The sequence below is a fragment of the Nitratireductor sp. PBL-C9 genome, assembly GCF_050877045.1.
Lineage (GTDB): Bacteria > Pseudomonadota > Alphaproteobacteria > Rhizobiales > Rhizobiaceae > Nitratireductor > Nitratireductor aquimarinus.
The window spans coordinates 247,662-272,921 of sequence record NZ_JBPAXW010000006.1 but is presented as its reverse complement, the minus strand read 5'-3'; the positions used below and the strand labels follow the sequence as shown (position 1 = coordinate 272,921).

Sequence of the window (25,260 nt, the reverse complement as noted above, 5' to 3'; positions counted from 1 at the left end):
GTCGCCGCTTCGTCCTTCTCCCCGCCTGCGGGGAGAAGGTGCCGGCAGGCGGATGAGGGGCATCGCCCGGCGTCAAGGAAAGGGCCGACACGATGACCGGTTCACGCCACGCACTTGTGACAGGCGGCGGAACGGGCGTCGGCGAGGCCGTGGCCCTTGCGCTCGCGGAAGCCGGCATCGATGTCACGATCTGCGGGCGGCGCGCCGAGCCGCTTGAAAAAGTGGCGGCCCGGCACGAGCGCATCCATGCGCTGACCGCCGACGTGACCGACGAAGCCTCGATGCAGGCGCTCTACGAGACGGCGGAAGCCGCGCGCGGCCCCTTCGACATCGTCATTGCCAATGCGGGCACGGCCTCCAGCGCGCCCGCCCATCGCACGAAGCTCGAAGACTGGAACCGCATCCTCGACGTCAACATGACCGGGGCGTTCCTGAGCGTGAAGCCAGCGCTTTCGCCCATGGCCAAGCGCGGCAATGGCCGCATCATCTTCATCGCGTCCGTGGCCGGCCTGAAGGGCTACGCCTATGTCGCGCCCTATGTTGCATCGAAGCATGGCGTCATCGGCCTGATGCGCGCACTCTCCGTCGAGCTGGTGAAGACCGGCGTGACGGTGAACGCGATCTGCCCCGGTTACGTGGAAACCGAGATGCTGGAAGAATCCATTCAGCGCGTGGTCGAGAAGACCGGGCGTAGCCACGAGGAAGCCCGCAAGGGGTTCGTCGAAGCCAATCCCCATGGCCGGCTGATTCAGCCCCGGGAAGTGGCCGCTGCTGCGCTTTGGCTCATCAGCCCCGAGGCCAATTCGGTCACCGGCCAGTCGATTTCCATCTCTGGAGGTGAAACATGGTAAGCGCTCCCCTCGCCGCTGTTCGCAGCGGCGCTCCGGCAAAGGAACGCCTGCGCCTGTGGATCAGAATTCTGCGCGCCTCGCGCCTGGTCGAGGCTGTTCTGCGCGAACGGCTCAAAGCCCGCTTCAACACCACGCTGCCGCGCTTCGATGTGCTGTCGGTACTCGACCGCGCGCCCGAAGGCATGGCGATGAGCGACATTTCGCGCTTTCTCCTCGTGTCGAACGGCAATGTGACCGGGATCGTGGAACGGCTCGTCACTGACGGGCTCGCCTGCCGCACGAAGCGCGACGGCGACCGCCGCACCTCGATCATCAAGCTGACGCCGGCCGGCAAGGAAGCCTTCGCCGCCATGGCCGAAGCGCATGAGCGCTGGATCAACGAACTCTTGGGCAATCTGCCCGAGGAAGAAGCCCGGGCGCTGGCCGGCACACTCAAGACATTCGAAAGCAATTGGGAGGGCGGGGTATGAGCTCCATGGCGGGTTTAAAGCCGCAGCATTTCATCTGGCGGATGGAGGGCAATGTCGCGCTGATCCAGCTTGACCGGCCCGACCGCAAGAACCCGCTCACCTTCGAGTCCTATGCCGAGCTGCGCGATACGTTCCGCGCCCTCCCCTATGCAGATGACGTGGATGCGGTCGTGTTCCTGCCCAATGGCGGAAACTTCTGCTCGGGCGGCGATGTGCACGACATCATCGGCCCGCTGGTCGACATGGATATGAAGGGCCTGCTCGCCTTCACCCGCATGACCGGCGATCTGGTGAAGGCGATGATCGCCTGCAACAAGCCGATCATCTCCGCCATCGACGGCGTGGCGGTTGGCGCCGGCGCAATCATCGCCATGGCGTCCGACCTGCGGCTGGCGACACCGGAGGCGAAGGCCGCATTTCTGTTCACCCGCGTCGGGCTGGCAGGCTGCGACATGGGCGCATGCGCCATGCTCCCGCGCATCATCGGTCAGGGCCGTGCGGCGGAACTGCTCTACACCGGCCGCTCCATGAGTGCGGAGGAAGGCGAGCGCTGGGGCTTCTACAACAGGCTCGTCGCCGCCGACGCGCTTGAAGCGGAGGCGCTGAACATGGCCGCGCGGATCGCCGCCGGACCGACCTTCGCGCATGGCATCACCAAGACGCAGCTGAATCAGGAATGGTCGATGGGTCTGGAACAGGCCATTGAGGCGGAAGCCCAGGCGCAGGCGATCTGCATGCAGACCCGGGATTTCGAGCGCGCCTACCGCGCGTTCGTCGCCAAGGAAAAACCGGTTTTCGAGGGGGATTGATGGCTGATCGTTCGTTTCTGGACTGGCCTTTCTTCGAACAGCGCCACCGCGACTGGGCCGACAGGCTGGATGCGTGGTGCGCCAAAAACCTCCCCGTCGACCACAGCGACGTGGACGCCGCCTGCCGCGACCTCGTCGCCCGGCTTGGCGAAGCGGGTTTCCTGAAACCCACCGCAGTCGACACGGCCAATCCCGGCCCGCTCGACGTGCGCACATTATGCCTGACCCGTGAAACGCTGGCCCGTCATGACGGGCTGGCCGATTTCGCGTTCGCCATGCAGGGCCTCGGCACCGGGGCGATCAGCCTGTTCGGCACGCCGGAGCAGCAGCAATGGCTCGACAGGACGCGGGCGGGCAAGGCGCTCTCGGCTTTCGCCCTGTCGGAACCGCGCTCCGGTTCGGACGTGGCGAACATGGACATGGCCGCCACCCGGGACGGCGGCGACTATGTGCTGTCCGGCGAGAAGACCTGGATCTCCAATGGCGGCATCGCCGACCTCTACACCGTGTTCGCCCGCACCGGCGAAGCGCCGGGCGCAAGAGGCATCTCGGCCTTTCTCGTACCTGCCGACACGCCGGGGCTGGAGGTCGCGGAGCGCCTCGACGTGATCGCGCCGCATCCGCTGGCGCGGCTTGCCTTCAACGATGTGCGCGTGCCCGCCTCCGCCATGATCGGCAAGCCGGGCGATGGCTTCAAGATCGCCATGTCGGTGCTCGACGTGTTTCGCTCGACCGTGGGTGCGGCCGCACTCGGCTTCGCACGCCGCGCGCTTGATGAGACCCTGGAGCGGGCAGGCAGCCGCGAGCTTTTCGGTGCGCCGCTGTTCGACCTGCAGATGGTGCAGGGACATATCGCCGAGATGGCGCTCGACATCGACGCTGCAGCACTCCTCATCTACCGCGCAGCCTGGACCAAGGACATGGGCGCACCGCGCGTCACCCGCGAGGCGGCAATGGCCAAGCTGTTCGCCACCGACCGGGCGCAGGAGGTGATCGACAAGGCAGTGCAGATACATGGCGGCGACGGTGTGCGCCGCGGACACATTGTGGAGAGCCTGTACCGGGAGATCAGGGCGCTCCGCATTTATGAGGGCGCATCAGACGTCCAGAAAGTCGTGATCGCACGGCAAACGATGAAATAGGGAGGAAACATGCTCGGACCGACAGGTCATACCGACACCTTTGCGCGGGACAATCTCCCGCCGGAAGACCAATGGCCGGCCTTCCTTCTCGATGGCTTTGACTACCCCGAATATCTGAACGCCGGCGTCGAGCTGACCGACCGACTGGTCGAGCGCGGTTTCGGCGACCATGTGGCGCTGATCGGCAATGGACGCCGCCGCACCTACAAGGAACTGGCGGACTGGACGAGCCGCCTCGCCCACGCGCTGGTCGAGGATTACGGCGTCAAGCCGGGCAATCGCATCCTGATCCGCTCGGCCAACAATCCGGCCATGGTGGCCTGCTGGCTCGCCGCCACCAAGGCGGGCGCGGTTGTGGTCAACACCATGCCGATGCTGCGCGCGGGCGAGCTGGCCAAGATTGTCGACAAGGCCGAGATCGAGCTGGCGCTGTGCGACACGCGCATCAAGGACGAGCTGGTGGCCTGCGCCAAGGAAAGCCGCTTCCTCAAGAAGGTGGTGGGCTTTGACGGCACGGCCAATTTCGATGCCGAGCTGGATCGCATCGCGCTCGACAAGCCGGTCACCTTCGACGCGGTGAAGACGGGCCGTGACGATGTCGCGCTTCTGGGGTTCACCTCCGGCACCACCGGCATCCCCAAGGCCACCATGCACTTCCACCGCGATCTGCTGATCATCGCCGACGCCTATGCGAAGGAAGTGCTTCAGGTCACGCCGGACGACGTGTTTGTCGGTTCGCCCCCGCTTGCCTTCACCTTCGGGCTTGGTGGTCTGGCGATCTTCCCGCTGCGTTTTGGCGCAACGGCGACGCTTCTTGAAAGCGCCACCCCGCCCAACATGATCGAGATCATCGAGAAGTACCGCGCGACGGTGAGCTTCACCGCGCCCACCGCCTACCGCGCCATGATGGCGGCGATGGACGAAGGGGCGGACCTTTCCTCGCTGCGCGTTGCCGTTTCGGCCGGCGAGACCCTGCCGGGACCGGTGTTCGAGGCATGGACGGAGAAGACCGGCAAGCCGATCCTCGATGGCATCGGCGCAACCGAGATGCTGCACATCTTCATCTCCAACCGTTTCGACGACCGGCACCCGGCAACCACGGGCCGCCCGGTGACCGGCTATGAAGCGCGGATCGTGGACGAGGACATGAACGAGCTGCCGCGCGGCGAAACCGGCCGGCTGGCCGTGCGCGGCCCGACCGGCTGCCGCTATCTCGCCGACGAACGGCAGAAAGAGTATGTGCGCGCCGGCTGGAACCTGACGGGCGACAGCTTCTATCAGGATGAGGAGGGCCGCTTCCATTTCGCCGCCCGCTCCGATGACATGATCCTTTCCTCCGGCTACAACATCGCCGGCCCCGAGGTAGAAGCGGCATTGCTCGCCCATGCCGAGGTGCTGGAATGCGCCGTGATCGGCGCGCCGAACGAGGAACGCGGGCAGATCGTCGAAGCGCATGTGGTGCTGGCCGAGGGTGTGGCCCGCGACGAAGCAACGGCGAAACGCCTGCAGGACCACGTGAAGGCGGTGATCGCGCCCTACAAATATCCGCGCTCGATCAGGTTTCTCGATGCTCTGCCAAAAACAGAGACGGGCAAGATCCAGCGTTTCCGCTTGAGAGAGACAGACTGAACCATGGCCAGCCAACCGGAACTCGATGACGACAACGCGGCGGACATCAAGCCGCCCATGTCCTACAGCGACTATCTGCATCTGGAGAAGATCCTCGATGCGCAGGAGCCCCTGTCTCCGGCGCGTGACGAGCTGCTTTTCATCATCCAGCACCAGACATCCGAACTCTGGATGAAGCTCGCCATCACCGAGATCCGGTCGGCGCGCGCCGCCATCGCCGATGACCAGCTGCGCCCCGCCTTCAAGATGCTGACCCGCGTGGCCCGCATCTTCGAGCAGCTCAACAGCGCATGGGACGTGCTGCGCACCATGACGCCGAGCGAATACTCCATGTTCCGCGATGCGCTTGGCCAGTCCTCGGGCTTCCAGTCGTGGCAGTACCGCTCCATCGAGTTTCTGGCCGGCAACCGCAACCTGGCGATGCTCAAGCCGCATTCGGATCTGCCGCAGATCACGGCGCGTCTTGAGGAGATCCTTGCCGAGCCGAGCCTTTACGACGAGGCGCTGCGGCTTCTGGAGCGCAATGGCTTCGACATCGGCGCTGACGCCGGACGCACCGACTGGCGCACAAGGCGCGAGGCCAACGACCAGGTGCAGAAGGCCTGGAAGGCCGTCTACTCAAAGCCTGACGAGCACTGGGCGCTTTACGAACTCGCCGAAAAACTGATCGACTTCGAGGACTATTTCCGCCGCTGGCGCTTCAACCATGTGACGACGGTGGAACGCATCATCGGCCTGAAGCGCGGCACGGGCGGCACGTCCGGCGTTTCCTATTTGCGCAAGATGCTGGATGTGGAACTATTCCCCGAGCTCTGGCGTGTCCGCACGGACATGTAGCCTGAGAAACGGGTGACAAAGCCGAAAATAACGGCAACTAATAACCTGGGAACCATTGGGAGACACTTCATGAAAAAGCTTATTGCAGCAAGCCTTTTTGCCCTGTCGGCAAGCGTTGCCGGCAACGCCTCTGCCGAGCCGGTCAAGATCGGCATGATCACCACGCTTTCCGGCGGCGGCGCAGGACTGGGCATCGACGCCCGCGACGGCTTCATGCTGGCGATCGAACAGTCCGGCAACAAGGACATCGAGGTCATCACCGAAGATGATGCGCGCAAGCCGGAACTTGCCGTGCAGATTGCGGACAAGATGATCCAGAGCGACAAGGTCGACCTGATGACGGGCATCATCTGGTCGAACCTGGCCATGGCCGTCGTGCCGTCGGCAACGGCGCAGGACGTGATCTACCTGTCGGTCAATGCCGGCCCCTCGGCTCTTGCCGGCGCTGGCTGCAGCCCGAACTATTTCAACGTCGCCTACCAGAACGACAATTTCCACGAAGCGATGGGCGAGGCCGCCAACAAGGACTTCAAGAAGACCTTCATCATGGCCCCCAACTACCCGGCCGGCAAGGACTCGCTCACCGGCTTCAAGCGCTTCTACAAGGGTGAGCTCGCCGGCGAGGTCTACACCAAGCTCGGACAGACGGACTATGCCGCCGAGATCGCGCAGATTCGCGCATCGGATGCAGACTCGGTGTTCATCTTCCTGCCGGGCGGCATGGGCGTCGCCTTCACCAAGCAGTATGCGCAGTCGGGCGTCGACCTGCCGCTGATGGGGCCGGCCTTCTCGTTCAGCCAGGACGTTCTGCCGGCAATCGGCGACGCGGCGCTTGGCGTGAAGAACTCGGCATCGTGGGCCTATGACCTCGACAATGAAGCCAACAAGACCTTCGTCGAGGGCTTCAAGGAAGCCTATGGCCGCCTGCCCTCCGTCTACGCGGCGCAGGCCTATGACACGGCGAACCTGATCCTCTCCGCCGCCGGCAAGGCAAGCGTGAAGGACAAGGATGCGTTCCGCGCAGCGCTGAAGGAAGCGGATTTCGATTCGGTTCGCGGCAAGTTCTCCTTCAACAACAACAACCACCCGATCCAGGACTTCTATGTCCGCGAGGTGGTGAAGGACGGCGACACGCTGACCAACAAGATCGTTTCCACGGCGTTCACCGACCATCAGGACGCCTACGCGGCCGAGTGCAAGATGTAGGACAGCTTCCTTCTCCCCGCTGGCGGGGAGAAGGTGCCGGCAGGCGGATGAGGGGCGGGCGCCAGTCTTTGCGGATCATGGCGCAGCCCCTCACCCTCACCCTCACCCTCTCCCCGTGAACAGGGAGAGGGAGACGTCCACGCAGCGCTCCACCTCAAAACCAGACGGCGAAAACTCCCCGTGTCCCTGACCCTTTTCATTGAGCAGATCCTGAATGGCCTGCAGTTCGGCGTGATGCTGTTCCTGATGGCCGCCGGCCTGACGCTGATCTTCGGCGTCATGGGGCTCATCAACCTTGCGCATGGTTCGCTCTTCATGGTCGGCGCATTTGCCTGCGCGACCGTGGCCGCAGCCACCGGCTCCTTCTGGCTGGGGCTTGTCGCCAGCCTTGCCGCCGCAGCCGCCGCCGGCGCGCTCGTCGAAATCCTCGTCATCAGACGGCTCTACGAACGTGACCATCTCGACCAGGTGCTCGCCACCTTCGCGCTGATCCTCATCTTCTCCGAGGGCACGCGCTGGGTGTTCGGCTCCTTCCCGCTCTATCTCGATATTCCGCAGCTTCTCTCGGGTGCAGTGCATCTGCCCGGTGGCGCGCAATATCCGATCTACCGGCTGGCCGTGATCGGCGTCGGCATCGCGGTCGCCATCGGGCTCTATCTCCTGATCGGCAAGACGCGACTGGGCATGCGCATTCGCGCTGGCGAATCCGACCGCGAGATGATCGGCGCGCTCGGCATCGACATCGGCACGCTCTACACGCTCGTCTTTGCGCTGGGCGCAGCCCTTGCCGGTCTGGCCGGCGCAATGGTGGGCGCGCTTCAGTCGGTGCAGGTGGGCATGGGCGAACCGGTGCTGATCCTCGCCTTCGTGGTTATCGTCATCGGCGGCATCGGCTCCATCAAGGGCGCGCTGATCGGCTCCATTCTGGTGGGGCTGACAGAGACGCTGGGCCGCTTCCTGCTGCCGCATTTCTTCGGCCTCTTCATGCCCAATTCGGAAGCCGCCACGATCGGCGCGGCTCTTGCCTCCATGCTGATCTACATCGTCATGGCCCTCATCCTTGCCTTCAGGCCCCAGGGCCTGTTCGCGGCGAATGCGTGAGGGACCGGCCATGACACGCGAAACAACCATCAGCATCCTGATCATTGCCGGCCTGCTTGCCGCCGCCTTCATTGCACAGGCGATGGGCGAGACCTTCTACATCACGCTGGCGACCCGCATGGCGATCCTTGGCCTTGCCGCCACCGGACTCAACATCGCGCTCGGCCTTGGTGGTCTGGTGTCGTTCGGCCATGCCGCCTTCTTCGGCATTGGCGGCTATGCGGCCGGCATTCTCGCCACTCATGCATTCAACAGTGAGCCGCTTCTCCTCGGTCTGCCCGGCACCAACCAGATGATCGTCATCTGGATCACGGGCGCGATTGCCGCCGGGCTCGTTGCCGTTCTGATCGGCCTGATTTCGCTCAGGACCTCCGGCGTCTACTTCATCATGATCACCCTCGCCTTCGCGCAGATGATCTACTATTTCGCGATCTCCTGGCCCGCCTATGGCGGCGAGGACGGTCTGTCGATCTATGTGCGCAACGCCTTTCCGGGCATGAACACGCTCGCGCCGATGAGCTTCTTCCTCATCTGCTTCGGGCTTCTGGCGCTGGGCCTCATCGTCTTCGCCATGCTTCGCGACTCGCGCTTTGGCGCAGCGCTGCAGGCGGGGCGACAGAACGAGACCCGGCTTGCCGCCGTCGGCATCGGTCCGTTCCGGGTGCGGCTCACGGCCTTCGTCATCTCGGCCATGATGACCGCGCTTGCCGGCGCGCTCTTTGCCGATCTCAACCGCTTCGTCAGCCCCTCCATGTTCTCGTGGCACATGTCGGGCGAGCTGATCGTTCTCATCATTCTTGGCGGTGTCGGCCGGCTTGCCGGGCCGCTTGCCGGGGCCATTGTCTACGTGCTGTTCGAGTTTGCGCTGGGCGGCATCACCGAGCACTGGCAGTTCTTCCTCGGCCTGATCCTGCTGGCCGTGGTGCTGTTTGCCCGCGGCGGCGTGATGGGACTTCTGGCCGGGAGGGCGCGTCATGGCTGAACCGATCCTCGACATTCGCGACCTGAGAAAAAGCTTCGGCGCGCTGAAGGCGACCGATGGCGTCAGCCTCGACCTCAGACCGGGAGAGATCCACGCGCTGATCGGCCCGAACGGCGCCGGCAAGTCGACTCTGATCCACCAGATCGCCGGTTCACTCACGCCCGACAGCGGCGAGATCCGCTTCGAGGGCCGGGATGTGAAGCCGCTCGATGTGGCGGCCCGCGCAAGGCTCGGCATGGGGCGCACATTCCAGGTGTCCTCGCTCGCGCCCGAGTTCTCGGCGCTGCGCAATGTGATGCTGGCGGTGCAGGCGCGTCAGGGCTCCAGCTTCCATTTCTTCAAACACGTCATGCGCGACCGGAGCCTCACCGAACCCGCCCGGGAAGCGCTCACGCGCGTGGGTCTTGCCGACCGCGCCGATGTGCCGGCGGCCGAGCTTTCGCACGGCGAGCGGCGGCAGCTCGAGATCGCCATCGCACTGGCGCTCGGCGCAAAGGCGTTTCTGCTTGATGAGCCGATGGCGGGCATGGGGCCGGAAGGCTCGCAGGCGCTGACCGGGTTTCTCGATCGTCTGCGCGACGAAGCGCCGATCCTTCTGATAGAGCACGACATGGACGCCGTCTTCGCACTGGCCGACCGCATCTCCGTTCTCGTCTACGGGCGGATCATCGCCACCGGCTCGGTCGATGACATTCGCAACCATCCCGCCGTGCGCGAAGCCTATCTGGGAGACGGCGCATGAAGCTGCTCGACATCCAGGATCTCAAAACCTTCTATGGAAAGTCACAGGCGCTCTTCGGCGTCGACCTTTCGGTCGAAGAAGGAGAGGCCGTGGCGCTGATGGGCCGCAACGGCATGGGCAAGACGACAACGATCCGCTCCGTCTGCCACCTGACGCCACCGCAATCCGGCAGCATTGCCTTTGCCGGCAAGGACATCACGCGGATGAAGCCGCACCGCATCGCGCGGCTCGGCGTGGGACTGGTGCCGGAAGGCCGGCGCTGCTTCCCGAACCTGACGGTGGAGGAAAACATCCTCGCCGCCGCACGTCCCGGCAAATGGACGCTCGATGGCGTGAACACGCTGTTCCCGCGACTGGCGGAGCGGCGCGATCAGTATGCGAGCACGCTTTCGGGCGGCGAGCAGCAGATGCTTGCCATCGGCAGGGCGCTGGCTACCAATCCACGCCTGCTCATTCTCGACGAGGCGACCGAAGGGCTTGCCCCGGTGATCCGGCAGGACATCTGGCGCGCCATCCGCGCCATCCGGGCGGAGGGCCAGTCGATCCTGATTGTCGACAAGACGCTGAGCGAGCTTCTGCCCGTGGCAGACCGCTGTGTCATTCTCGAAAAAGGCCGCACCGCATGGACCGGTGCGCCCCTGGCGCTCACCGATGAAATCCAGCAGCGCTTCCTCGGCGTGTGATCACGCCTTTCGTTCCCAAGCATGAAGGAAATAGCATGACTGTCCCGCTTCACCAGATTCTCCAGCCAGCCGACTGGGTTCCTGCCAAGGGGTATTCCAATGGTGTTGTTGCAAGGGGGCGCACCGTCTTCCTTGGGGGTCAGATCGGCTGGAACAGCAATCAGGTGTTCGAGACCGACGACTTCATCGGCCAGGTGCGTCAGGCGCTTGAGAACATTGTCACGCTTCTCAAGGAAGCGGGTGCCGGGCCGGAGCACGTGGTGCGCCTGACCTGGTTCATCACCGACAAGGAAGCCTATGGCAGCCGTCTGCGCGAGCTGGGCGAAGCCTATCGTTCCGCCATGGGCCGTAACTTCCCGCCCATGAGCGTCGTGCAGGTCGTGGCGCTGATCGAAGACGAGGCGAAGGTCGAGATCGAAGCCACAGCCGTTCTGCCCGACTAGCCGCACGAGGCTCAAGCGCCGGGCATCTGAGAACGACGCCCGGCGCTATCACTTTGCTGCGGTGCCAAGCGCCCTCGCCCTTCGACAGGCTCAGGATGAGGGCTAGTGGAAACGCCGTGCTTCTTTCCAACGTGGAACGCGGACGCAGGAGCATATCCCGCGCGTGGCGCTACGGCTTTTCTGAGCGGTTTAAGTAGCCCTCATCCTGAGCCTGTCGAAGGGCGAGGGTGCCCGGCACCGCAGCCAAAAGGCTCGTCACCCTGCGCCGGCTTCGCGTGAGTCCACCTCCCGCTCGGCATCCTCCCGTGCATTGCGGCGCAGCGTGTAAACGAAGGCCACAAGGAACATGCCCGTCATCAGAAGCACGATGGTCGGGGCCGGCGCGCTGTCGATGAAGAAGCTCAGATAGACGCCAAAGAACGAGGCGAACAGCGCCACCGCCAGGCTGACAAGCAACATGCGGTCGAAGCGCCGGACGAGCAGGAACGCCACCGCGCCCGGCCCGATCAGAAGCGCGATCGCCAGAATGATGCCCACCGCCGTCAGAGCTGCCACGATGGTCAGCGACAGGATTGCCAGTAGCCCGTAATGCAGTACCCGCACCGGCAGGCCGATTGCCTTGGCGTGCTGCGGGTCGAACGCATTGAGAAGCAGGTCGCGGCGGAACAGAAGAATGGCCGCGCACACAAACAGCGCAATGATGCCCGTCTGCGTGATGTCGCCCCAGGTCACGCCCAGCATGTCGCCGAACAGGATGTGATCGAGATGCACCTCGGTCTGGATCTTGGTGTAGAGCAGCAGGCCGAGCCCGAACATGCCGGAGAAGACGACGCCCATGATGGTGTCTTCCTTCACCCGGCTGTTTTCCTTCAGATAGCCGATGCCCACAACGCAGGTCATGCCGGCCACGAACGCGCCGATGGCGAAGGGGATGCCGATGATATAGGCGATGACCACACCCGGCAGAACGGCATGGCTGACGGCGTCACCCATCAACGACCAGCCCTTCAGGATCAGAAAGCAGGAAAGCAGCGCCATGGGCGCGGCGATCAGCACCGAGATGATGAACGCCTGCTGCATGAACGGAAAGGCGAAAGGCATCAGCGCCGTGTCGAGAAAGCCGCTCATGCGCCCGCCTCCTGCATCGACTGTTCCAGCGCCTCACGGGCGCGTCGGCGCGCGGCCAGCATGCCGTGCTTTGGCGCAAAGACGAAGGCGGTGAGGAAGGTCAGCGTCTGGAGCACAACGATGATCCCGCCCGTCGCGCCATCAAGGAAGTAGCTGGCGTAGGCGCCGACAAAACTCGACACCGCCCCGATGGCGACCGCGATGGCGACCAGACGCGGGAAACGGTCCGTCAGGAGATAGGCCGTCGCACCCGGCGTCACCACCATGGCGATGACGAGAAACGCGCCGACCGTCTGCATGGCGGCAACCGTGCAGGCGCTCAGAAGCGTGAAGAAGATCAGCCGCAGAAAGCCCGGATTGAGACCGATGGAGCGGGCGTGGTTCTCATCGAAGAAGGCGACCATCAGATCCTTCCACTTGACCGCGAGCACGGCCAGCGTGACGCCGGAAATGATGACGAGCTGAAGCGTGTCGGACGGCGTGATGGCGAGGATGTTGCCCAGAACGATGGTCTGGATATTCACCGAGGCCGGCGACAGCGAGATCATGAACAGACCTAGGCCGAAGAAGGACGTGAAGATCAGACCGATGATCGCATCCTCCCGCAGCCTTGTGCGCTGGTTGAGGAAGAACATCGCGCCTGCCGCCAGACCACCGGCGAAGAACGCACCGATGGAAAATGGCAGGCCAAGCATGTAAGCGCCGGCAACGCCGGGCACGATGGAATGCGAAAGCGCATCGCCGATCAGCGACCAGCCCTTGAGCATCAGATAGGCCGACAGGAAGGCGCAGACCCCGCCCACCAGCGCGCTCACCCACATGGCGTTGACCATGTAGCCATAGGAGAAAGGTTCGAGCAGATAGGCGCTCATTTGCGCTTGCCCTCGTCCGGGCGTCCGTTCTTCTCATCGCCATAGATGACGAAGGGCCGCTCATCGTCGGTCAGAACGGTGACCTGCCGGGAATCTTCCTCGGCATCTTCATGCAGCTCCGCGCCGCCGAGCGTGAACTGGCGCAGGACGCCGCCAAACGCCTTTTCCAGATTGGCGCGCGTGAACACATCCTCGGTGGGACCGGCTGCCAGTACCGTGCGGTTGATCAGGATCGTGCGGTCGCAGAAACGCGGGACGCTGCCCAGATTATGCGTCGAGACCAGCATGACATGGCCTTCTTCGCGCAGCGCCTTGAGCAGCGCGATGATGGATTCTTCGGTCCGCACATCGACGCCGGTGAAGGGCTCGTCGAGCAGGATCACCCTGCCCTCCTGCGCCAGCGCGCGAGCCAGAAAGACGCGCTTTTTCTGGCCGCCCGACAATTCGCCGATCTGACGTTTGCGGAAGTCGGCCATGCCGACGCGCTCAAGCGCGGCCTCGACCATTTCATGGTCCTGCCGGCGCGCCCAGCGCATGAAATTCATGTGGCCATAGCGGCCCATCATCACCACGTCCTCGACCAGAACCGGGAAGTTCCAGTCGACTTCCTCGGCCTGCGGGACATAGGCCACGACATTGCGCTTGAGCGCCCGACCGGCCGGCTCGCCCAGGATGGAGACATCGCCCTTTGCCAGCGGAACAAACCCCATGATCCCCTTGAACAGGGTGGACTTGCCGCTGCCATTCACGCCGACAAGGGCCGCAATGGTTCCGGTGGGGATGGAGAAGCTCGCATCGCGCAGCGCCGTGTGGCCATTGCGGTAGGTGACGGTGACATCACGAACGTCAATGCCGGCGGACTGCGCCGCCGGCTTCTTCTTCATGTTCACAACGGGTGCGTTCATTGCCCGGTCAATCCTTCGGCAATGGTCTCGCTCGTGGCCCTTAAGAGATCCAGATAGGTGGGAACCGGGCCGTTGTCGTCGCTGAGCGAGTCCACATAGAGAACACCGCCATAGGCCGCCCCCGTCTCACGCGCCACCTGCTTTGCGGGATTGGGCGAGACGGTGCTTTCGCTGAAGACGGCCGGCGCATTGGTTTCGCGGATCTGGTCGATCACATGACGCACCTGCTGCGGCGTGCCCTGCTGGTCGGCATTGATCGGCCAGATGTAAAGCTCCTTCAGCCCGAAATCACGCGCCAGATAGCTGAACGCGCCTTCACTGGTGACAAGCACCCGGTGATCTTCGGGAATGGCCGCCAGCCGCTCACGGATCGGATCGACAACGGACTGGATCTCGGCCTTGTAGGCCTCCGCGTTCTTCGCATAGATCCCGGCATTCTCCGGATCGTATTGCGAGAACGCGTCGCGGATATTGTCGACATAGATCAACGCATCGCTCGGCGACATCCAGGCATGCGGGTTTGGCTTGCCGGTATAGGGTCCGTCACCGATGCTCATCGGCTCCACGCCTTCCGAAACGACGACACTCGGCACATCCTTCAGATTGCGGAAGAAGCGCTCGAACCAGAGTTCGAGATTGAGCCCGTTCCAGAGGATCAGCTCGGCGTCCTGCGCCCGCAGGATGTCGCCGGGCGTCGGCTGGTAATTATGGATTTCGGCATTGGGCTTGGTGATCGACTCGACCACCGCAGCATCGCCGGCGACATTGCGCGCCATGTCCGCGATGACGGTGAATGTGGTGACCGCCTTGAAACGTTCGTCCTGCGCAAAGGCGGAGGACGCGGCAAGCATTGCAATGACGAAAGTGGCCAATCGCTTGGCTGATGGCATGAGAATCCCCTGAAACACATCGAAACTGCTGCAACGCTTCATAGTTATGGTGAATTCCGCCGCCCGTCAATGCAATTGCAAATCGTTTGCAATAAAAAAGGAAAGAATGCCGGGAATGCGGGCTTTCCTGAGGAGAAGCACCGGCAAGTGAAGATCGAATCTTTGCAACTGATTGTCATCTGGCGCATAGTCTGCCGATGAATCAGCACCCCGCCCACAAGCCGGATTACGAGAAGGAACTGCGCCGCGCCGGTGTTCGCATCACCAGGCCGCGCAAGATCATTCTTCGCATTCTGACGGAAACGGACGATCATCCCGACGCGATGGAAATCTTCCAGCGCGCGACGATCATCGACCCCAGCATCTCGCTTTCAACCGTCTACCGGACCATGAAACTTCTTGAAGAAATGGGCGCGATCCACCGCCATGCCTTCGAGGGCGGACGCGCACGCTTCGAGCAGGCCGACGGTGAACATCACGACCACCTGATCGACATGGATACGGGTGACGTGATCGAGTTTCACTCGGACCGGATCGAGAAGCTTCAGGAAGAGATCGCCCGCTCGCTCGGCTACGACATCGTGCACCATCGGCTGGAGCTTTACGGCAGGAAACGCAGGAAAACCTGACCCCTGAACGCAAGAGCCGCCGTGGTGGAGGGGAAACCACGGCGGCCATGCTTGAAACACCGCGGCAGCCCGGAGAGGGGGGATGAGGCTGCCGCTATTTCGTCCGGTAAAGGCGGGGGACGAGCCTTTTGCGGACCACGGCGAAAAATGCCGCTGTGTGTTATTTTGTGCTTGAACGTGGCTATTCAAGGGCACGGGACATTACAACTTCGTAACAAACGCGTGATAGAAAGCGGTAGGCCCTGTTCCACCTTGTCAGGACACCTGTCCGAAAGGCGCGGACAGCCCCCCTTTTCCATGGACAGGCGCACCCCGCCGCGCTACCCGTAGCAGCCATGAAAAAAGGCGATCATCTCTTCCTCGTTGACGGTTCGGGCTACATCTTTCGCGCCTATCACGCGCTGCCCCCGCTGACCCGCAAATCCGACGGCCTGCCGGTGGGCGCCGTCGCCGGCTTCTGCAACATGCTCTGGAAGCTTCTGCAGAATGCGCGCGATACGGAGGTGGGCGTCACCCCGACCCATTTCGCGGTCATCTTCGACCATTCCTCGAAGACGTTCCGCAACGATCTTTACCCGGAATACAAGGCCAACCGCTCGGAGCCGCCGGAGGATCTGGTGCCGCAGTTCGGTCTGATCCGCGAGGCGACGCAGGCCTTCGACCTGCCCTGCATCGAGCTGGCCGGCTTCGAGGCCGACGACCTGATCGCCACCTATGCGCGGCTCGCAAGCGAGGCCGGCGGCGACACCACGATCATCTCCTCCGACAAGGATCTGATGCAGCTCGTGACCGAAAACGTCTCGATGTACGATCCGATGAAGGACCGGGAAATCAACATTCCCGAAGTGATCGAGAAATGGGGCGTGCCGCCCGAGAAGATGATCGACCTGCAGGCGCTCACGGGCGATTCCGTCGACAATGTTCCCGGCGTGCCGGGCATCGGTCCCAAGACGGCGGCCCAGCTTCTGGAAGAATATGGCGATCTCGACACGCTGCTCTCCCGCGCCGAGGAGATCAAGCAGAAGAAACGCCGCGAGAACCTGATCGAATTCGCCGACAAGGCGCGCATTTCGCGCGAGCTGGTCAAGCTCAGGATCGATGTTCCGGTGGAGCACGCCATCGACACGTTCGAGCTCGCCCCGCCGGACGGGCCGAAGCTGATCGGCTTCCTGAAAGCAATGGAGTTCACCACGCTGACGCGCCGTGTGGCCGAGGCCACCGGAGCCGAAGTGGCCGAGATCGAGGCCGCCCATGTGGAGGTCGAAGCCGGCGCGGACGCGCATGGCCCCGACCTCACGCCGGCCGAAGACATGGGCGATGCGGACACACCGTCGAAGCTCGCCAACAGGATCGCAGAAGCAGGCTCGGCACAGACTTTCGATCACGCCGGCTATGAATGCATCCGCGATCTCGACACACTGAAAAAGTGGGTCGCGGAAGCCTATGAGGCAGGCATCCTCGCTTTCGACACCGAGACCACCTCGCTTGATCCGATGCAGGCGGAGCTGTGCGGCTTTTCGCTTGCGACCAAACCCGGCCGCGCAGCCTATGTGCCGATCGCGCACAAGAGCGGCAGTGGCGACCTTCTGGGCGGCGGGCTGATCGAGAACCAGCTTTCGCAGGAAGAGGCGCTGGAGGCGATCCGCGCCATGATGGCCGATCCCGCCGTTCTCAAGATCGGGCAGAACCTGAAATATGACTGGCTGATCATGTATCGGCTTGGCGTGGAGATCGTCGGCTGCGACGACACCATGCTGATCTCCTATGTGCTCGATGCCGGCACCGGCAGCCACGGCACGGTGGGCCACGGCATGGACGCGCTTTCCGAGCGCTGGCTCGGCCACAAACCCATCCCCTACAAGGAACTGACCGGCACCGGTCGCAAGCAGATCACCTTCGACATGGTGGATCTGGAGCGCGCCACCGCCTATGCAGCCGAGGATGCCGACATCACGCTGCGGCTGTGGCAGGTGCTCAAGCCCCGGCTCGCCGCCGAAGGGCTGGTCTCCGTCTATGAGCGGCTCGAGCGCCCCATGATCCCGGTGATCGGCCGGATGGAGCATCGCGGCATTTCCGTCGACCGCCAGATCCTGTCGCGCATGTCGGGTGACTTCGCCCAGACGGCCGCCGGCATCGAAGACGAAATCTACACGCTGGCCGGCGAGCGCTTCACCATCGGTTCGCCCAAGCAGCTCGGCGAAATCCTGTTCGGCAAAATGGGGCTGCCGGGCGGCAGCAAGACCAAGACAGGCCAGTGGTCGACCTCGGCGCAGGTGCTGGAGGACCTGGCTGGCGCAGGGCACGAACTGCCGCGCAAGATCGTCGACTGGCGGCAGGTGACGAAGCTCAAATCCACCTACACGGATGCGCTGCCGGGCTACATTAATCCCGAGACGAAGCGCGTTCACACGTCCTACGCCCTCGCCTCCACGACGACGGGCCGCCTCTCCTCCTCCGAGCCGAACCTGCAGAACATCCCGGTTCGCACGCCGGAAGGCCGCAAGATCCGCACCGCCTTCGTGGCGCCGGAAGGCGCAAAGCTGATCTCTGCCGACTACAGCCAGATCGAGCTTCGCGTGCTTGCCCATGTGGCCGACATTGCGGAACTGAAGAAGGCGTTTGCCGACGGGCTCGACATTCACGCCATGACGGCGTCGGAAATGTTCGACGTGCCGGTGGAAGGCATGCCATCGGAGGTGCGCCGGCGCGCCAAGGCGATCAATTTCGGCATCATCTACGGCATCTCCGCCTTCGGTCTCGCCAACCAGCTCGCCATTCCGCGCGAGGAAGCCAGCGCCTATATCAAGCGCTATTTCGAGCGCTTCCCCGGCATCAAGGACTACATGGACGCCACCAAGGCCAAGGCCAAGGAACTCGGCTATGTCGAGACGATCTTTGGCCGCCGGGCACACTACCCTGAGATCCGTTCGTCCAATCCGCAATTGCGCGCCTTCAACGAGCGCGCCGCGATCAACGCGCCGATCCAGGGTTCGGCGGCGGACATCATCCGCCGCGCCATGGTGCGCATGGACGAAGCGCTTGCGGACGCCGGATTCGGCGAGGTGAAAATGCTTTTGCAGGTGCATGACGAACTGATCTTCGAAGCGCCCGAAAGCAAGGTCGACGCGGTCATCCCGCTGATCTGCGACGTGATGGAAAACGCCGCCCTGCCGGCCCGCCCCCTCTCCGTCCCGCTTCAGGTTGAAGCGCGCGCCGCCGACAACTGGAACGAGGCGCACTGACGCCATGACTGTCTTCGGGCTCGATCTGACCGTTGTCGCTTCTTTCGCTCTGGCATCGACGCTGATCGAGCTTACGCCCGGACCGAACATGGCCTATCTGGCCCTTATCTCCGCCTCGGAAGGCCGCCGCCCCGGCTTCGCGACGGTCGCCGGCGTGGCGCTCGGGCTCAGCATTGTCGGCATCATTGCCGCGCTCGGCGTGGCGCAGGTCATTCAGGCTTCCGACCTGCTCTATGAGGGGCTGCGCTGGGCGGGTGTGCTCTTCCTGCTCTTTCTGGCCTGGGATGGCTGGCGCGATGGCGGCGACGTCTCTGCGGCGGGAGACAAGCCCGACGGCGCGCATTTCATGCGCGGTCTCGTCACCAATCTGCTCAATCCCAAGGCGGCGGTTTTCTACATCGCCGTTTTACCGACCTTCGTGGACCCCACGCAGCCACTGACGCCGCAGACCATTCTCCTCACCTCGATCTATGTGGGCGTGGCGACACTGATCCACGGCATGATCGTGGTGCTGGCAAGCACACTACAGCCATTTCTGACCGACGCCCGGCGCGAGCGGATCGCACGGCGCACACTCTCCGCCCTTCTCGCGCTCGTCGCGCTCTGGTTCGGCTGGTCAACGGCCCGCTAGAACACCGTGCCTCCATCTGGGCAGGGAGCCGCCCCTGCGAAGCGGCTGAACTTCCTTTCGAGGTGAGTGTTACGCGCGTCAAAAAATGCCGACTCTGCCATTTTCGAAAATTGTGTTAACTTTAGGCAATGATCGCAGTCGATAAGCCAGCCAATGGTTTGTGGCGACAGATCGTTTCCTTGTGAGTCTTGGTTGGCTGATTGGCTTGTCTGAGTTCCGCGATCAACGCGGACAATCAAGAAACCATGGCGGGAAAACCATGACAGCCAAGACACCAAGCGAACTCCGCGACCATATTCGCGGAGATGTCATCACCCAATCCGACAACAGCTACGATGAGGCGCGCAAGGTCCACAACGGAATGATCGACAAACGGCCCGTCGTCATCGTGCGGGCAGCCAATGCCGGCGACGTGATGACTACAGTCCACTATGCCCGCGACAACGGGCACGAACTTTCTGTGCGCGGCGGCGGGCACAGCGGTCCCGGCTTCGGCACCAATGACGGAGGCGTCGTTATCGACCTGTCGCATATGCGCAGCGTCCGGGTCGATCCGGGCGCCAAGACGGTTCGCGCCGAGGGAGGTACTACGTGGGGTGATTTCAATTCGGCCACCCATGCCTTTGGTCTCGCCACTACGGGCGGGATCATCTCCACAACCGGCATTGCCGGGCTCACGCTAGGCGGAGGGATCGGGTACCTCTCCCGTGGTCATGGCCTGTCGCTCGACAACCTGATTTCGGCAGATGTCGTGACGGCTGACGGAAAGATGCTGATCGCAAGTGAAGACAGGAATGCCGACCTCTTCTGGGCCATCCGCGGCGGCGGCGGAAATTTCGGCATTTGCACCTCGCTCGAGTACAAGCTCCAACCGGTCGAAACGGTCTATTGGGGCCCGATGTTCTTCGAGATCGAAGAAACCGAAACGATCTTCAGGTTTTATCGGGACTACATCAAGACCGCGCCGCGCGAGATGGGCGCCTTTCCGGCCTTCCAGATCGCGCCGCCACTGCCATTCATCCCGGAAGACCGCCACGGCGACATGTTCTGTGCCATCGTCGCCTGCTGGTCAGGGGATCCGTCCGAGGGCGAAAAACAGTTCAAGGCGTTCCACGACATTGCCGAGGTCAAGGCCGAACATGTCGGGCCGGTGCCGTATCCGGCAATCAACGCGGCTTTCGATGGCCTTTTCCCCACGGGCATCCGACAATACTGGAAAGGCAACTTCGTCAAGGAGCTCACCGACGAAGCGATCGCGGCGCATGTCCAGCACGGACCGAACGCACCGACGGTCAGTTCCACCATGCATCTTTATCCGATCAACGGCGCGTGTCAGGACGTGGATTCTGATGCCACAGCCTTTGGGCACAGAGACGCCAACTTCTCGATGGTGGTTCTGGCCGCATCCGACGACCCGGCCGATGACGCGGCCCATACCAAATGGGTGCGAGACTATTCGGATGCGGTGGCGCCGTATTCCGAACCAGGCGGCTATATCAACTTCATGGATGAAGACGATGCCGGGCGCGCGCAGGAGAACTTCGGTGGCAATTACGACAGGCTCCTGAAACTCAAGCGCCAATATGACCCGGACAACCTGTTCCACATAAACCAGAACATCGCGCCATAGGCCGACGTTTCCAAGTGTAGATATCGCCCACCCAGGCGTCCGGTTTTCGGCCTGCGGGACAGGCCAAATCTCTTTACACGAGAAGGGAGGAAGACCCCATGATGATCGCGCGTTGGACCTGCGAAGCTAAATTTGGAATGAAATCGGAAGCGCTGGCGCTTCACAAAGAATGGGCCGAGCAGATCGGCTCGCAAACGGATATTGATATGTCGAAAAGCCGCGTGATAACCGGTTCGATCGGCGCCAAGGAGGCCGTTATTCAGGACGAGTTCGAGATTTCTAATCTCGCTGAGCTTGATAATTTTTTCGACAAGATCGGATCGATCAAGATGCATGCCGACTGGGGCAAGAAGATGGGCGAAGTGATCGTTTCGGGCTCGACATATTGGGAAGTGTTCCGCGTCGTCGAGTAGTTTGTCCAATTGGCGTCCGCATCGCTGCCGTTCGTTCACGTCGCGGCGAATGCCCGGTTCCCGGTCAACGAACGGCGGCTTTCAGGGCAAGGGCAAGCGCTGGTGAATGACCAATTTGCGCGGCGCGAAGCGGGCGATTTCCGTTCATGCCAGCGCAGGGCGGGAAGTCGCCGTTTCTTACTTGTTGCAGATTTATGAAGCATATCCGAACCCCAAGGTTCTGCTGGACCAAGGGGCTCGGCTTGTTCTTTTACCATACGCCCGCATGCAGTTCAGGGGCTGGCTGCGAAGGTGGGGTTTTCTGTATGGAAGGGGCCAGAACCGGCTCTCACCATAATTCGTAGCGCAGACCAACGCGGATCTCATGCGTGGCAAGATCGCTGTCGTGGCCCTGCACGCCTGTCGCACCGGCTGCCGCCGTCGCAGCATCCCAGGCGAACATGTTGCCGCCATCGACATGACGATAGCGGTAGCCGAGGTCCACCTTCATGTTGTTGGAGAAGTCATAGGACATGCCGGCCATGAGCGCGTAGGTGAAGCGCCAGTCCGACTCGCCCGAATGCCTGGACGTGCCCGCAAAGCTGGTGCCGCCGCAGCCGCCACCCACGCAGTAGGCACTGTTGGCGAGTTCATCCCAGCGCATATAGGTGTAGCCGATGCCCGCGCCCACATAGGGTGTGAAGCCCACATAGGTGCCGAGGTCCACATAGGCGTTTAACAGCGCGGAATACCCGGTGACTTCCGAGCCGTCCTCGGAACGACAGGTCGTTCCAGCAGGAGCACCCGGACAGGGAACCGCGCTCGAGGTCGTGCCGTTAAAACCGGCAGTAAAGCGATCAAGCGTCGCGTCGGCGCGGAACCAGTCGGTGAAGGAATAGCCAAAACCCAGACCGAAGCTGAAATCCTTCGAAAGGGAGACGCTGTCGAATGCGGCGGAACCGTAGTTCACGCCATCGAAGGTGCGATAGGTGAAGGGGTCCTTGGCGCTGGTTTTCAGCGAATAGCCAATGTCGCCGCGCAGGTACCAGCCGCTGCCAATCTCCACCGGCACCACGTCAGGCACTTCTTCAATAATGATCGGTGGGTCATAGTCAGCGGCCTGCGCTGCGCCGATGGAAACCAGCGTCAGAGAAACCGAAGAGACAAGCAGACGGGTGATAGTGCTCATAATCCGAACTCCGCGAGACGCGACGGATTAAGGGTGCCCCCGCCGCTTTATCTCCCCATAATTAACCATTCGGGTTAAGCGGCGGTTAAGGCTAACGCATGGTTATCGCAGGCGTTTACGATAACGACTGCGCAAAACAAAACCGCCCGGTATTTGGGCCGGGCGGTTTTGAAAAATGCAGACTATCTTACGCGTAGGTCTTACTTGTAGACCGGCGGCTCGAAGGGCGGCGGATCATAGGTGACCACCTGAGGCGCGGCGCAGTTGGTGTTGCCACCGAACTGATAGCGCAGACCCGCGCGGGCCTCGTGAACGTTGAACCCCTTGTCGAAGCCCGGAGCAACGCCCGAAGCATACTCAAACATGCGACCGCCGTTCACCCGCGTGAAGCGATAGCCCATGTCGAGGTTCAGATTCTCGGTAAGGCAGTAGGAAGCACCGGCCATCAGCGAGTAGGCGAAGCGCCAGTTGCTGGAACCCTCGTGAACCGTCGTGCCATCGGGCGTGGTGTTCGTCAGGTCGTCCCACTTGATGTGAGCGCCACCGATACCCGCACCGACATAAGGCGTGACGCCGTGATAGGTGCCAAGGTCGATATAAGCGTTGGCCATCAGCAGCCAGGCGCTATAGGCCGAGGTATCCGTGGAAACGCAAGGTCCGCCAGAGCACGTGCCCGACGTGGAGCCGGTGAAATCCGACTTGAACCAGTAGTCCGCCGTCAGATCGGCGCGAAGGTAGCGATTGATCTGGTAACCGACACCGGCGCCCAGCGACATAGCGCCCTTCAGGTCCGTCGTGTCGAAGGACGCCGTTCCTCCGCGAAGGCCACCGGCCCCCGGACCATAGGTGATGTATTCGGTGCCGCGCAGCTTCGACCAGTGATAGTCGACATCGCCGCGAATATACCATCCGCCAAATTCCGGTGCGGCGGGCTCGATGATCGGCGGCAGTGGTTCGGGCGCTTCGATGATCGGCGGTTCATAGAGATCGGCGGCATAGCCTGCGGTCGGAGCAAAAAGCAGCAAGGCCGCCCCGAAGACCTTCGTAGACTTCAACATATGTTCCCATCCTTGGCGTTGCCGCGCCCCCCTGGGCACACCGGCAAATTGCAACTCGACGGGAGTATTTGACCAAAAAAGTTAAATACGACTTAACCTTAAGCCTTAACCACGACGCGAATACACGCCTGACGCGCAAAGGGGCAAAATCAAAGCCAAAATACAAAAAGCCGGCACGAATGCCGGCTTTTCAGAATGCTTTTTCGACAGTGCCCGTCAGGGCCTGGCTCAGGCGGCGCTCTTCGAATCCGCGATCGCGCCAATCACGTCATCGACCACGCTTTCCACGAGTGCGGGATCATCGGCCTCGGCCATCACGCGGATCAGCGGTTCGGTGCCGGAGGGACGGATCACGAGACGGCCCTTGTCGCCCAGGCGGGCCTCTGCGTCGGCGATGGCCGATTTGACCGGCGCAGCCTCCAGCGGCTTGCCGCCGCTGATGCGCACATTCTTGAGCAGCTGCGGCACCGGCTCGAACTGTTTGCACACTTCACTGGCCGGGCGATCCTCGCGCTTGATGCAGGCCAGAACCTGCAGGGCGGCCACCAGCCCGTCACCCGTGGTCGTGAAGTCGGACAGGACCACATGGCCCGACTGCTCGCCGCCGATGTTCAGACCGTCGGCGCGCATGCGCTCGACCACATAACGGTCGCCCACCTTCACGCGGTGAAGGTCGAGCTTCAGGTCGTGCATGAAGCGCTCGAGACCGAGATTGGACATGATCGTCGCAACAACACCGCCGCCCTGGAGCTTGCCGGCCTTGTGCCAGAACTGCGCGATCAGCGCCATGATCTGGTCGCCATCGATCACCGTGCCGTTCTCATCGACGATCACAACGCGGTCGGCGTCACCATCAAGCGCGATGCCGATATCGGCGCGCACTTCGTGCACCTTCTTGGCGAGCCCCAGCGGATGGGTGGAACCGCAATCATCGTTGATGTTGACGCCATTCGGCTCGTCATTGATCGCGATAACCTCTGCGCCAAGCTCCCAGAGAACTGCGGGCGCCACCTTGTAGGCAGCGCCATTGGCGCAGTCGAGAACAATGCGCAGACCCGAAAGCGACATGGAGCGCGGCAGCGTCCGTTTGGCGAACTCGATATAGCGGTCATGCACGCCATCGACGCGCGTCGCGCGGCCCAGCGCGCCATTATCGGCCAGCGCCAGCTCGACTTCCTTGTCGAGCATGGCCTCGATGCGGCCCTCGATCTTGTCCGAGAGCTTGTAGCCGTCCGGGCCGAACAGCTTGATGCCGTTATCGTAATAGGGATTGTGCGATGCGGAGATCATCACGCCGATATCGGCGCGCAGCGAGCGCACGAGCATGGCGACAGCCGGCGTCGGTATCGGGCCGAGCAGGAAAACGTCCATTCCCGCCGCGCAGAAACCGGACACCAGCGCGTTCTCGATCATGTAGCCGGAAAGTCGCGTATCCTTGCCAAGAACGACGCGATGACGGTGGCTGCCATTCTTGAATGCCAGGCCAGCCGCCATGCCCACCTTCATGGCAATCTCGCCGGTCATCGGAAAACGGTTGGCGCGCCCACGGATACCGTCCGTGCCAAAATACTTCTTTGCCATTTTTTCCTTACTGCCCCTACGGCGCACTTTGTCTGGTTTGCGTGTCAAAGCGGCGTCCCTCACTCACTTTTTGCCACAGGAGCAACACTCGTTCGCATCAAATTCTGTGAGCCAGTGTAACGCTTTGCCAATAAACGTCTGCTTGCGAATTATGATTAACAACACGTTAAAAGGCACATAAATACTCGTGATTTCGCCTTTTGCGCGATTTTGGTAAC

The 25,260-nt window shown here is 62.5% G+C and carries 24 protein-coding genes; 17 read left to right on the top strand and 7 right to left on the bottom strand.

Going from position 1 to position 25,260, the window contains the following annotated elements; all coding sequences use genetic code 11:
• Positions 1-92: 92 nt before the first annotated feature.
• The 12 genes from ACRTG1_RS14820 to ACRTG1_RS14765 all read left to right on the top strand — a co-directional run bounded on the left by ACRTG1_RS14820 (position 93) and on the right by ACRTG1_RS14765 (position 10,895).
• Complete coding sequence (locus ACRTG1_RS14820; protein ID WP_206545614.1) at positions 93-851, top strand: SDR family NAD(P)-dependent oxidoreductase; 759 nt, start codon at positions 93-95, stop codon at positions 849-851.
• Positions 845-1,321 (top strand): MarR family winged helix-turn-helix transcriptional regulator, encoded by a 477-nt coding sequence (locus ACRTG1_RS14815; protein WP_113153565.1) that lies wholly within the window; start codon positions 845-847, stop codon positions 1,319-1,321. Before ACRTG1_RS14820 ends, ACRTG1_RS14815 begins: the two co-directional genes overlap by 7 nt.
• Positions 1,318-2,130: an enoyl-CoA hydratase family protein gene (locus ACRTG1_RS14810; protein WP_113153566.1), complete on the top strand. Its 813-nt coding sequence runs from the start codon at positions 1,318-1,320 to the stop codon at positions 2,128-2,130. The genes ACRTG1_RS14815 and ACRTG1_RS14810 overlap by 4 nt, the downstream gene beginning before the upstream one ends.
• Positions 2,130-3,272 carry an acyl-CoA dehydrogenase family protein gene (locus tag ACRTG1_RS14805; RefSeq protein WP_432516476.1) on the top strand — a complete coding sequence of 381 codons (1,143 nt, stop codon included), beginning with the start codon at positions 2,130-2,132 and terminating at the stop codon, positions 3,270-3,272. Before ACRTG1_RS14810 ends, ACRTG1_RS14805 begins: the two co-directional genes overlap by 1 nt.
• A gap of 9 nt (positions 3,273-3,281) precedes the next feature.
• Complete coding sequence (locus ACRTG1_RS14800; protein WP_317088574.1) at positions 3,282-4,901, top strand: AMP-binding protein; 1,620 nt, start codon at positions 3,282-3,284, stop codon at positions 4,899-4,901.
• Positions 4,902-4,904: 3 nt separating this feature from the next.
• Positions 4,905-5,738, top strand: coding sequence for a tryptophan 2,3-dioxygenase (gene kynA / locus ACRTG1_RS14795; RefSeq protein ID WP_113153569.1), 834 nt, complete (start codon positions 4,905-4,907; stop codon positions 5,736-5,738).
• Positions 5,739-5,807: 69 nt separating this feature from the next.
• Positions 5,808-6,944: an ABC transporter substrate-binding protein gene (locus ACRTG1_RS14790; RefSeq protein WP_432516475.1), complete on the top strand. Its 1,137-nt coding sequence runs from the start codon at positions 5,808-5,810 to the stop codon at positions 6,942-6,944.
• Positions 6,945-7,124: 180 nt separating this feature from the next.
• Positions 7,125-8,045, top strand: coding sequence for a branched-chain amino acid ABC transporter permease (locus ACRTG1_RS14785; RefSeq protein WP_206545609.1), 921 nt, complete (start codon positions 7,125-7,127; stop codon positions 8,043-8,045).
• Between the two features lie 10 nt (positions 8,046-8,055).
• Positions 8,056-9,027 carry a branched-chain amino acid ABC transporter permease gene (locus ACRTG1_RS14780; RefSeq protein WP_206548058.1) on the top strand — a complete coding sequence of 324 codons (972 nt, stop codon included), beginning with the start codon at positions 8,056-8,058 and terminating at the stop codon, positions 9,025-9,027.
• Entirely contained in the window at positions 9,020-9,769 is a 750-nt protein-coding gene (locus tag ACRTG1_RS14775) for an ABC transporter ATP-binding protein (protein WP_299939339.1), read from the top strand. The genes ACRTG1_RS14780 and ACRTG1_RS14775 overlap by 8 nt, the downstream gene beginning before the upstream one ends.
• On the top strand, positions 9,766-10,452 hold the full coding sequence (locus ACRTG1_RS14770) for an ABC transporter ATP-binding protein (RefSeq protein WP_206553284.1): 687 nt from the start codon (positions 9,766-9,768) through the stop codon (positions 10,450-10,452). The genes ACRTG1_RS14775 and ACRTG1_RS14770 overlap by 4 nt, the downstream gene beginning before the upstream one ends.
• 35 nt (positions 10,453-10,487) lie before the next feature.
• Positions 10,488-10,895: a RidA family protein gene (locus ACRTG1_RS14765; RefSeq protein ID WP_113156092.1), complete on the top strand. Its 408-nt coding sequence runs from the start codon at positions 10,488-10,490 to the stop codon at positions 10,893-10,895.
• A 255-nt stretch (positions 10,896-11,150) separates the two neighbouring features.
• Here the strand turns inward: ACRTG1_RS14765 and ACRTG1_RS14760 are convergent, their stop codons facing one another.
• From ACRTG1_RS14760 to ACRTG1_RS14745, 4 genes are read right to left on the bottom strand one after another with little or no spacing between them, the layout of a single operon-like run.
• A complete protein-coding gene (locus ACRTG1_RS14760) occupies positions 11,151-12,023 on the bottom strand; it encodes a metal ABC transporter permease (protein WP_206553285.1) in 873 nt (290 codons plus the stop codon).
• Positions 12,020-12,895 carry a metal ABC transporter permease gene (locus tag ACRTG1_RS14755; protein WP_206553286.1) on the bottom strand — a complete coding sequence of 292 codons (876 nt, stop codon included), beginning with the start codon at positions 12,893-12,895 and terminating at the stop codon, positions 12,020-12,022. The genes ACRTG1_RS14760 and ACRTG1_RS14755 overlap by 4 nt, the downstream gene beginning before the upstream one ends.
• Positions 12,892-13,800 carry a manganese/iron ABC transporter ATP-binding protein gene (locus ACRTG1_RS14750; RefSeq protein WP_390881234.1) on the bottom strand — a complete coding sequence of 303 codons (909 nt, stop codon included), beginning with the start codon at positions 13,798-13,800 and terminating at the stop codon, positions 12,892-12,894. The genes ACRTG1_RS14755 and ACRTG1_RS14750 overlap by 4 nt, the downstream gene beginning before the upstream one ends.
• Positions 13,797-14,651: a metal ABC transporter substrate-binding protein gene (locus ACRTG1_RS14745; protein WP_280530254.1), complete on the bottom strand. Its 855-nt coding sequence runs from the start codon at positions 14,649-14,651 to the stop codon at positions 13,797-13,799. Before ACRTG1_RS14745 ends, ACRTG1_RS14750 begins: the two co-directional genes overlap by 4 nt.
• Positions 14,652-14,887: 236 nt before the next feature.
• Here ACRTG1_RS14745 and ACRTG1_RS14740 point away from each other — a divergent pair, with 236 nt between their 5' ends.
• The 5 genes from ACRTG1_RS14740 (at position 14,888) to ACRTG1_RS14720 (ending at position 21,235) form a co-directional block, all read left to right on the top strand.
• Entirely contained in the window at positions 14,888-15,319 is a 432-nt protein-coding gene (locus ACRTG1_RS14740; RefSeq protein WP_113153578.1) for a Fur family transcriptional regulator, read from the top strand.
• 335 nt (positions 15,320-15,654) lie between these two features.
• On the top strand, positions 15,655-18,561 hold the full coding sequence (gene polA / locus ACRTG1_RS14735; RefSeq protein WP_432516474.1) for a DNA polymerase I: 2,907 nt from the start codon (positions 15,655-15,657) through the stop codon (positions 18,559-18,561).
• Positions 18,562-18,565: 4 nt separating this feature from the next.
• Positions 18,566-19,192 carry a LysE family translocator gene (locus ACRTG1_RS14730; protein WP_204360854.1) on the top strand — a complete coding sequence of 209 codons (627 nt, stop codon included), beginning with the start codon at positions 18,566-18,568 and terminating at the stop codon, positions 19,190-19,192.
• A 259-nt stretch (positions 19,193-19,451) separates the two neighbouring features.
• Entirely contained in the window at positions 19,452-20,822 is a 1,371-nt protein-coding gene (locus ACRTG1_RS14725) for an FAD-binding oxidoreductase (RefSeq protein WP_432516473.1), read from the top strand.
• Positions 20,823-20,920: 98 nt separating this feature from the next.
• Positions 20,921-21,235 (top strand): hypothetical protein, encoded by a 315-nt coding sequence (locus tag ACRTG1_RS14720; RefSeq protein ID WP_113153581.1) that lies wholly within the window; start codon positions 20,921-20,923, stop codon positions 21,233-21,235.
• Between the two features lie 328 nt (positions 21,236-21,563).
• On the opposite strand, the gene ACRTG1_RS14715 is transcribed toward ACRTG1_RS14720, so the two are convergent.
• From ACRTG1_RS14715 to glmM, 3 genes are all read right to left on the bottom strand, one after another.
• The gene (locus tag ACRTG1_RS14715) at positions 21,564-22,403 is read right to left on the bottom strand and encodes an outer membrane protein (RefSeq protein WP_113153582.1); all 840 of its coding nucleotides are present in this window, start codon (positions 22,401-22,403) and stop codon (positions 21,564-21,566) included.
• A 200-nt stretch (positions 22,404-22,603) separates the two neighbouring features.
• Positions 22,604-23,461: an outer membrane protein gene (locus ACRTG1_RS14710; protein ID WP_113153583.1), complete on the bottom strand. Its 858-nt coding sequence runs from the start codon at positions 23,459-23,461 to the stop codon at positions 22,604-22,606.
• Positions 23,462-23,689: 228 nt separating this feature from the next.
• A complete protein-coding gene (gene glmM, locus ACRTG1_RS14705) occupies positions 23,690-25,042 on the bottom strand; it encodes a phosphoglucosamine mutase (RefSeq protein WP_113153584.1) in 1,353 nt (450 codons plus the stop codon).
• Positions 25,043-25,260: the final 218 nt, after the last annotated feature.

Excerpts from the sequence above, each read along its gene's own strand:
- ACRTG1_RS14820 (WP_206545614.1), top strand. The coding sequence starts at position 93 with ATGACCGGTTCACGCCACGCACTTGTGACAGGCGGCGGAACGGGCGTC.
- ACRTG1_RS14815 (WP_113153565.1), top strand. The coding sequence starts at position 845 with ATGGTAAGCGCTCCCCTCGCCGCTGTTCGCAGCGGCGCTCCGGCAAAG.
- ACRTG1_RS14810 (WP_113153566.1), top strand. The coding sequence starts at position 1,318 with ATGAGCTCCATGGCGGGTTTAAAGCCGCAGCATTTCATCTGGCGGATG.
- ACRTG1_RS14805 (WP_432516476.1), top strand. The coding sequence starts at position 2,130 with ATGGCTGATCGTTCGTTTCTGGACTGGCCTTTCTTCGAACAGCGCCAC.
- ACRTG1_RS14800 (WP_317088574.1), top strand. The coding sequence starts at position 3,282 with ATGCTCGGACCGACAGGTCATACCGACACCTTTGCGCGGGACAATCTC.
- kynA (WP_113153569.1), top strand. The coding sequence starts at position 4,905 with ATGGCCAGCCAACCGGAACTCGATGACGACAACGCGGCGGACATCAAG.
- ACRTG1_RS14790 (WP_432516475.1), top strand. The coding sequence starts at position 5,808 with ATGAAAAAGCTTATTGCAGCAAGCCTTTTTGCCCTGTCGGCAAGCGTT.
- ACRTG1_RS14780 (WP_206548058.1), top strand. The coding sequence starts at position 8,056 with ATGACACGCGAAACAACCATCAGCATCCTGATCATTGCCGGCCTGCTT.
- ACRTG1_RS14775 (WP_299939339.1), top strand. The coding sequence starts at position 9,020 with ATGGCTGAACCGATCCTCGACATTCGCGACCTGAGAAAAAGCTTCGGC.
- ACRTG1_RS14770 (WP_206553284.1), top strand. The coding sequence starts at position 9,766 with ATGAAGCTGCTCGACATCCAGGATCTCAAAACCTTCTATGGAAAGTCA.
- ACRTG1_RS14765 (WP_113156092.1), top strand. The coding sequence starts at position 10,488 with ATGACTGTCCCGCTTCACCAGATTCTCCAGCCAGCCGACTGGGTTCCT.
- ACRTG1_RS14760 (WP_206553285.1), bottom strand. The coding sequence starts at position 12,023 with ATGAGCGGCTTTCTCGACACGGCGCTGATGCCTTTCGCCTTTCCGTTC.
- ACRTG1_RS14755 (WP_206553286.1), bottom strand. The coding sequence starts at position 12,895 with ATGAGCGCCTATCTGCTCGAACCTTTCTCCTATGGCTACATGGTCAAC.
- ACRTG1_RS14750 (WP_390881234.1), bottom strand. The coding sequence starts at position 13,800 with ATGAACGCACCCGTTGTGAACATGAAGAAGAAGCCGGCGGCGCAGTCC.
- ACRTG1_RS14745 (WP_280530254.1), bottom strand. The coding sequence starts at position 14,651 with ATGCTTGCCGCGTCCTCCGCCTTTGCGCAGGACGAACGTTTCAAGGCG.
- ACRTG1_RS14740 (WP_113153578.1), top strand. The coding sequence starts at position 14,888 with ATGAATCAGCACCCCGCCCACAAGCCGGATTACGAGAAGGAACTGCGC.
- polA (WP_432516474.1), top strand. The coding sequence starts at position 15,655 with ATGAAAAAAGGCGATCATCTCTTCCTCGTTGACGGTTCGGGCTACATC.
- ACRTG1_RS14730 (WP_204360854.1), top strand. The coding sequence starts at position 18,566 with ATGACTGTCTTCGGGCTCGATCTGACCGTTGTCGCTTCTTTCGCTCTG.
- ACRTG1_RS14725 (WP_432516473.1), top strand. The coding sequence starts at position 19,452 with ATGACAGCCAAGACACCAAGCGAACTCCGCGACCATATTCGCGGAGAT.
- ACRTG1_RS14720 (WP_113153581.1), top strand. The coding sequence starts at position 20,921 with ATGATGATCGCGCGTTGGACCTGCGAAGCTAAATTTGGAATGAAATCG.
- ACRTG1_RS14715 (WP_113153582.1), bottom strand. The coding sequence starts at position 22,403 with ATGAGCACTATCACCCGTCTGCTTGTCTCTTCGGTTTCTCTGACGCTG.
- ACRTG1_RS14710 (WP_113153583.1), bottom strand. The coding sequence starts at position 23,461 with ATGTTGAAGTCTACGAAGGTCTTCGGGGCGGCCTTGCTGCTTTTTGCT.
- glmM (WP_113153584.1), bottom strand. The coding sequence starts at position 25,042 with ATGGCAAAGAAGTATTTTGGCACGGACGGTATCCGTGGGCGCGCCAAC.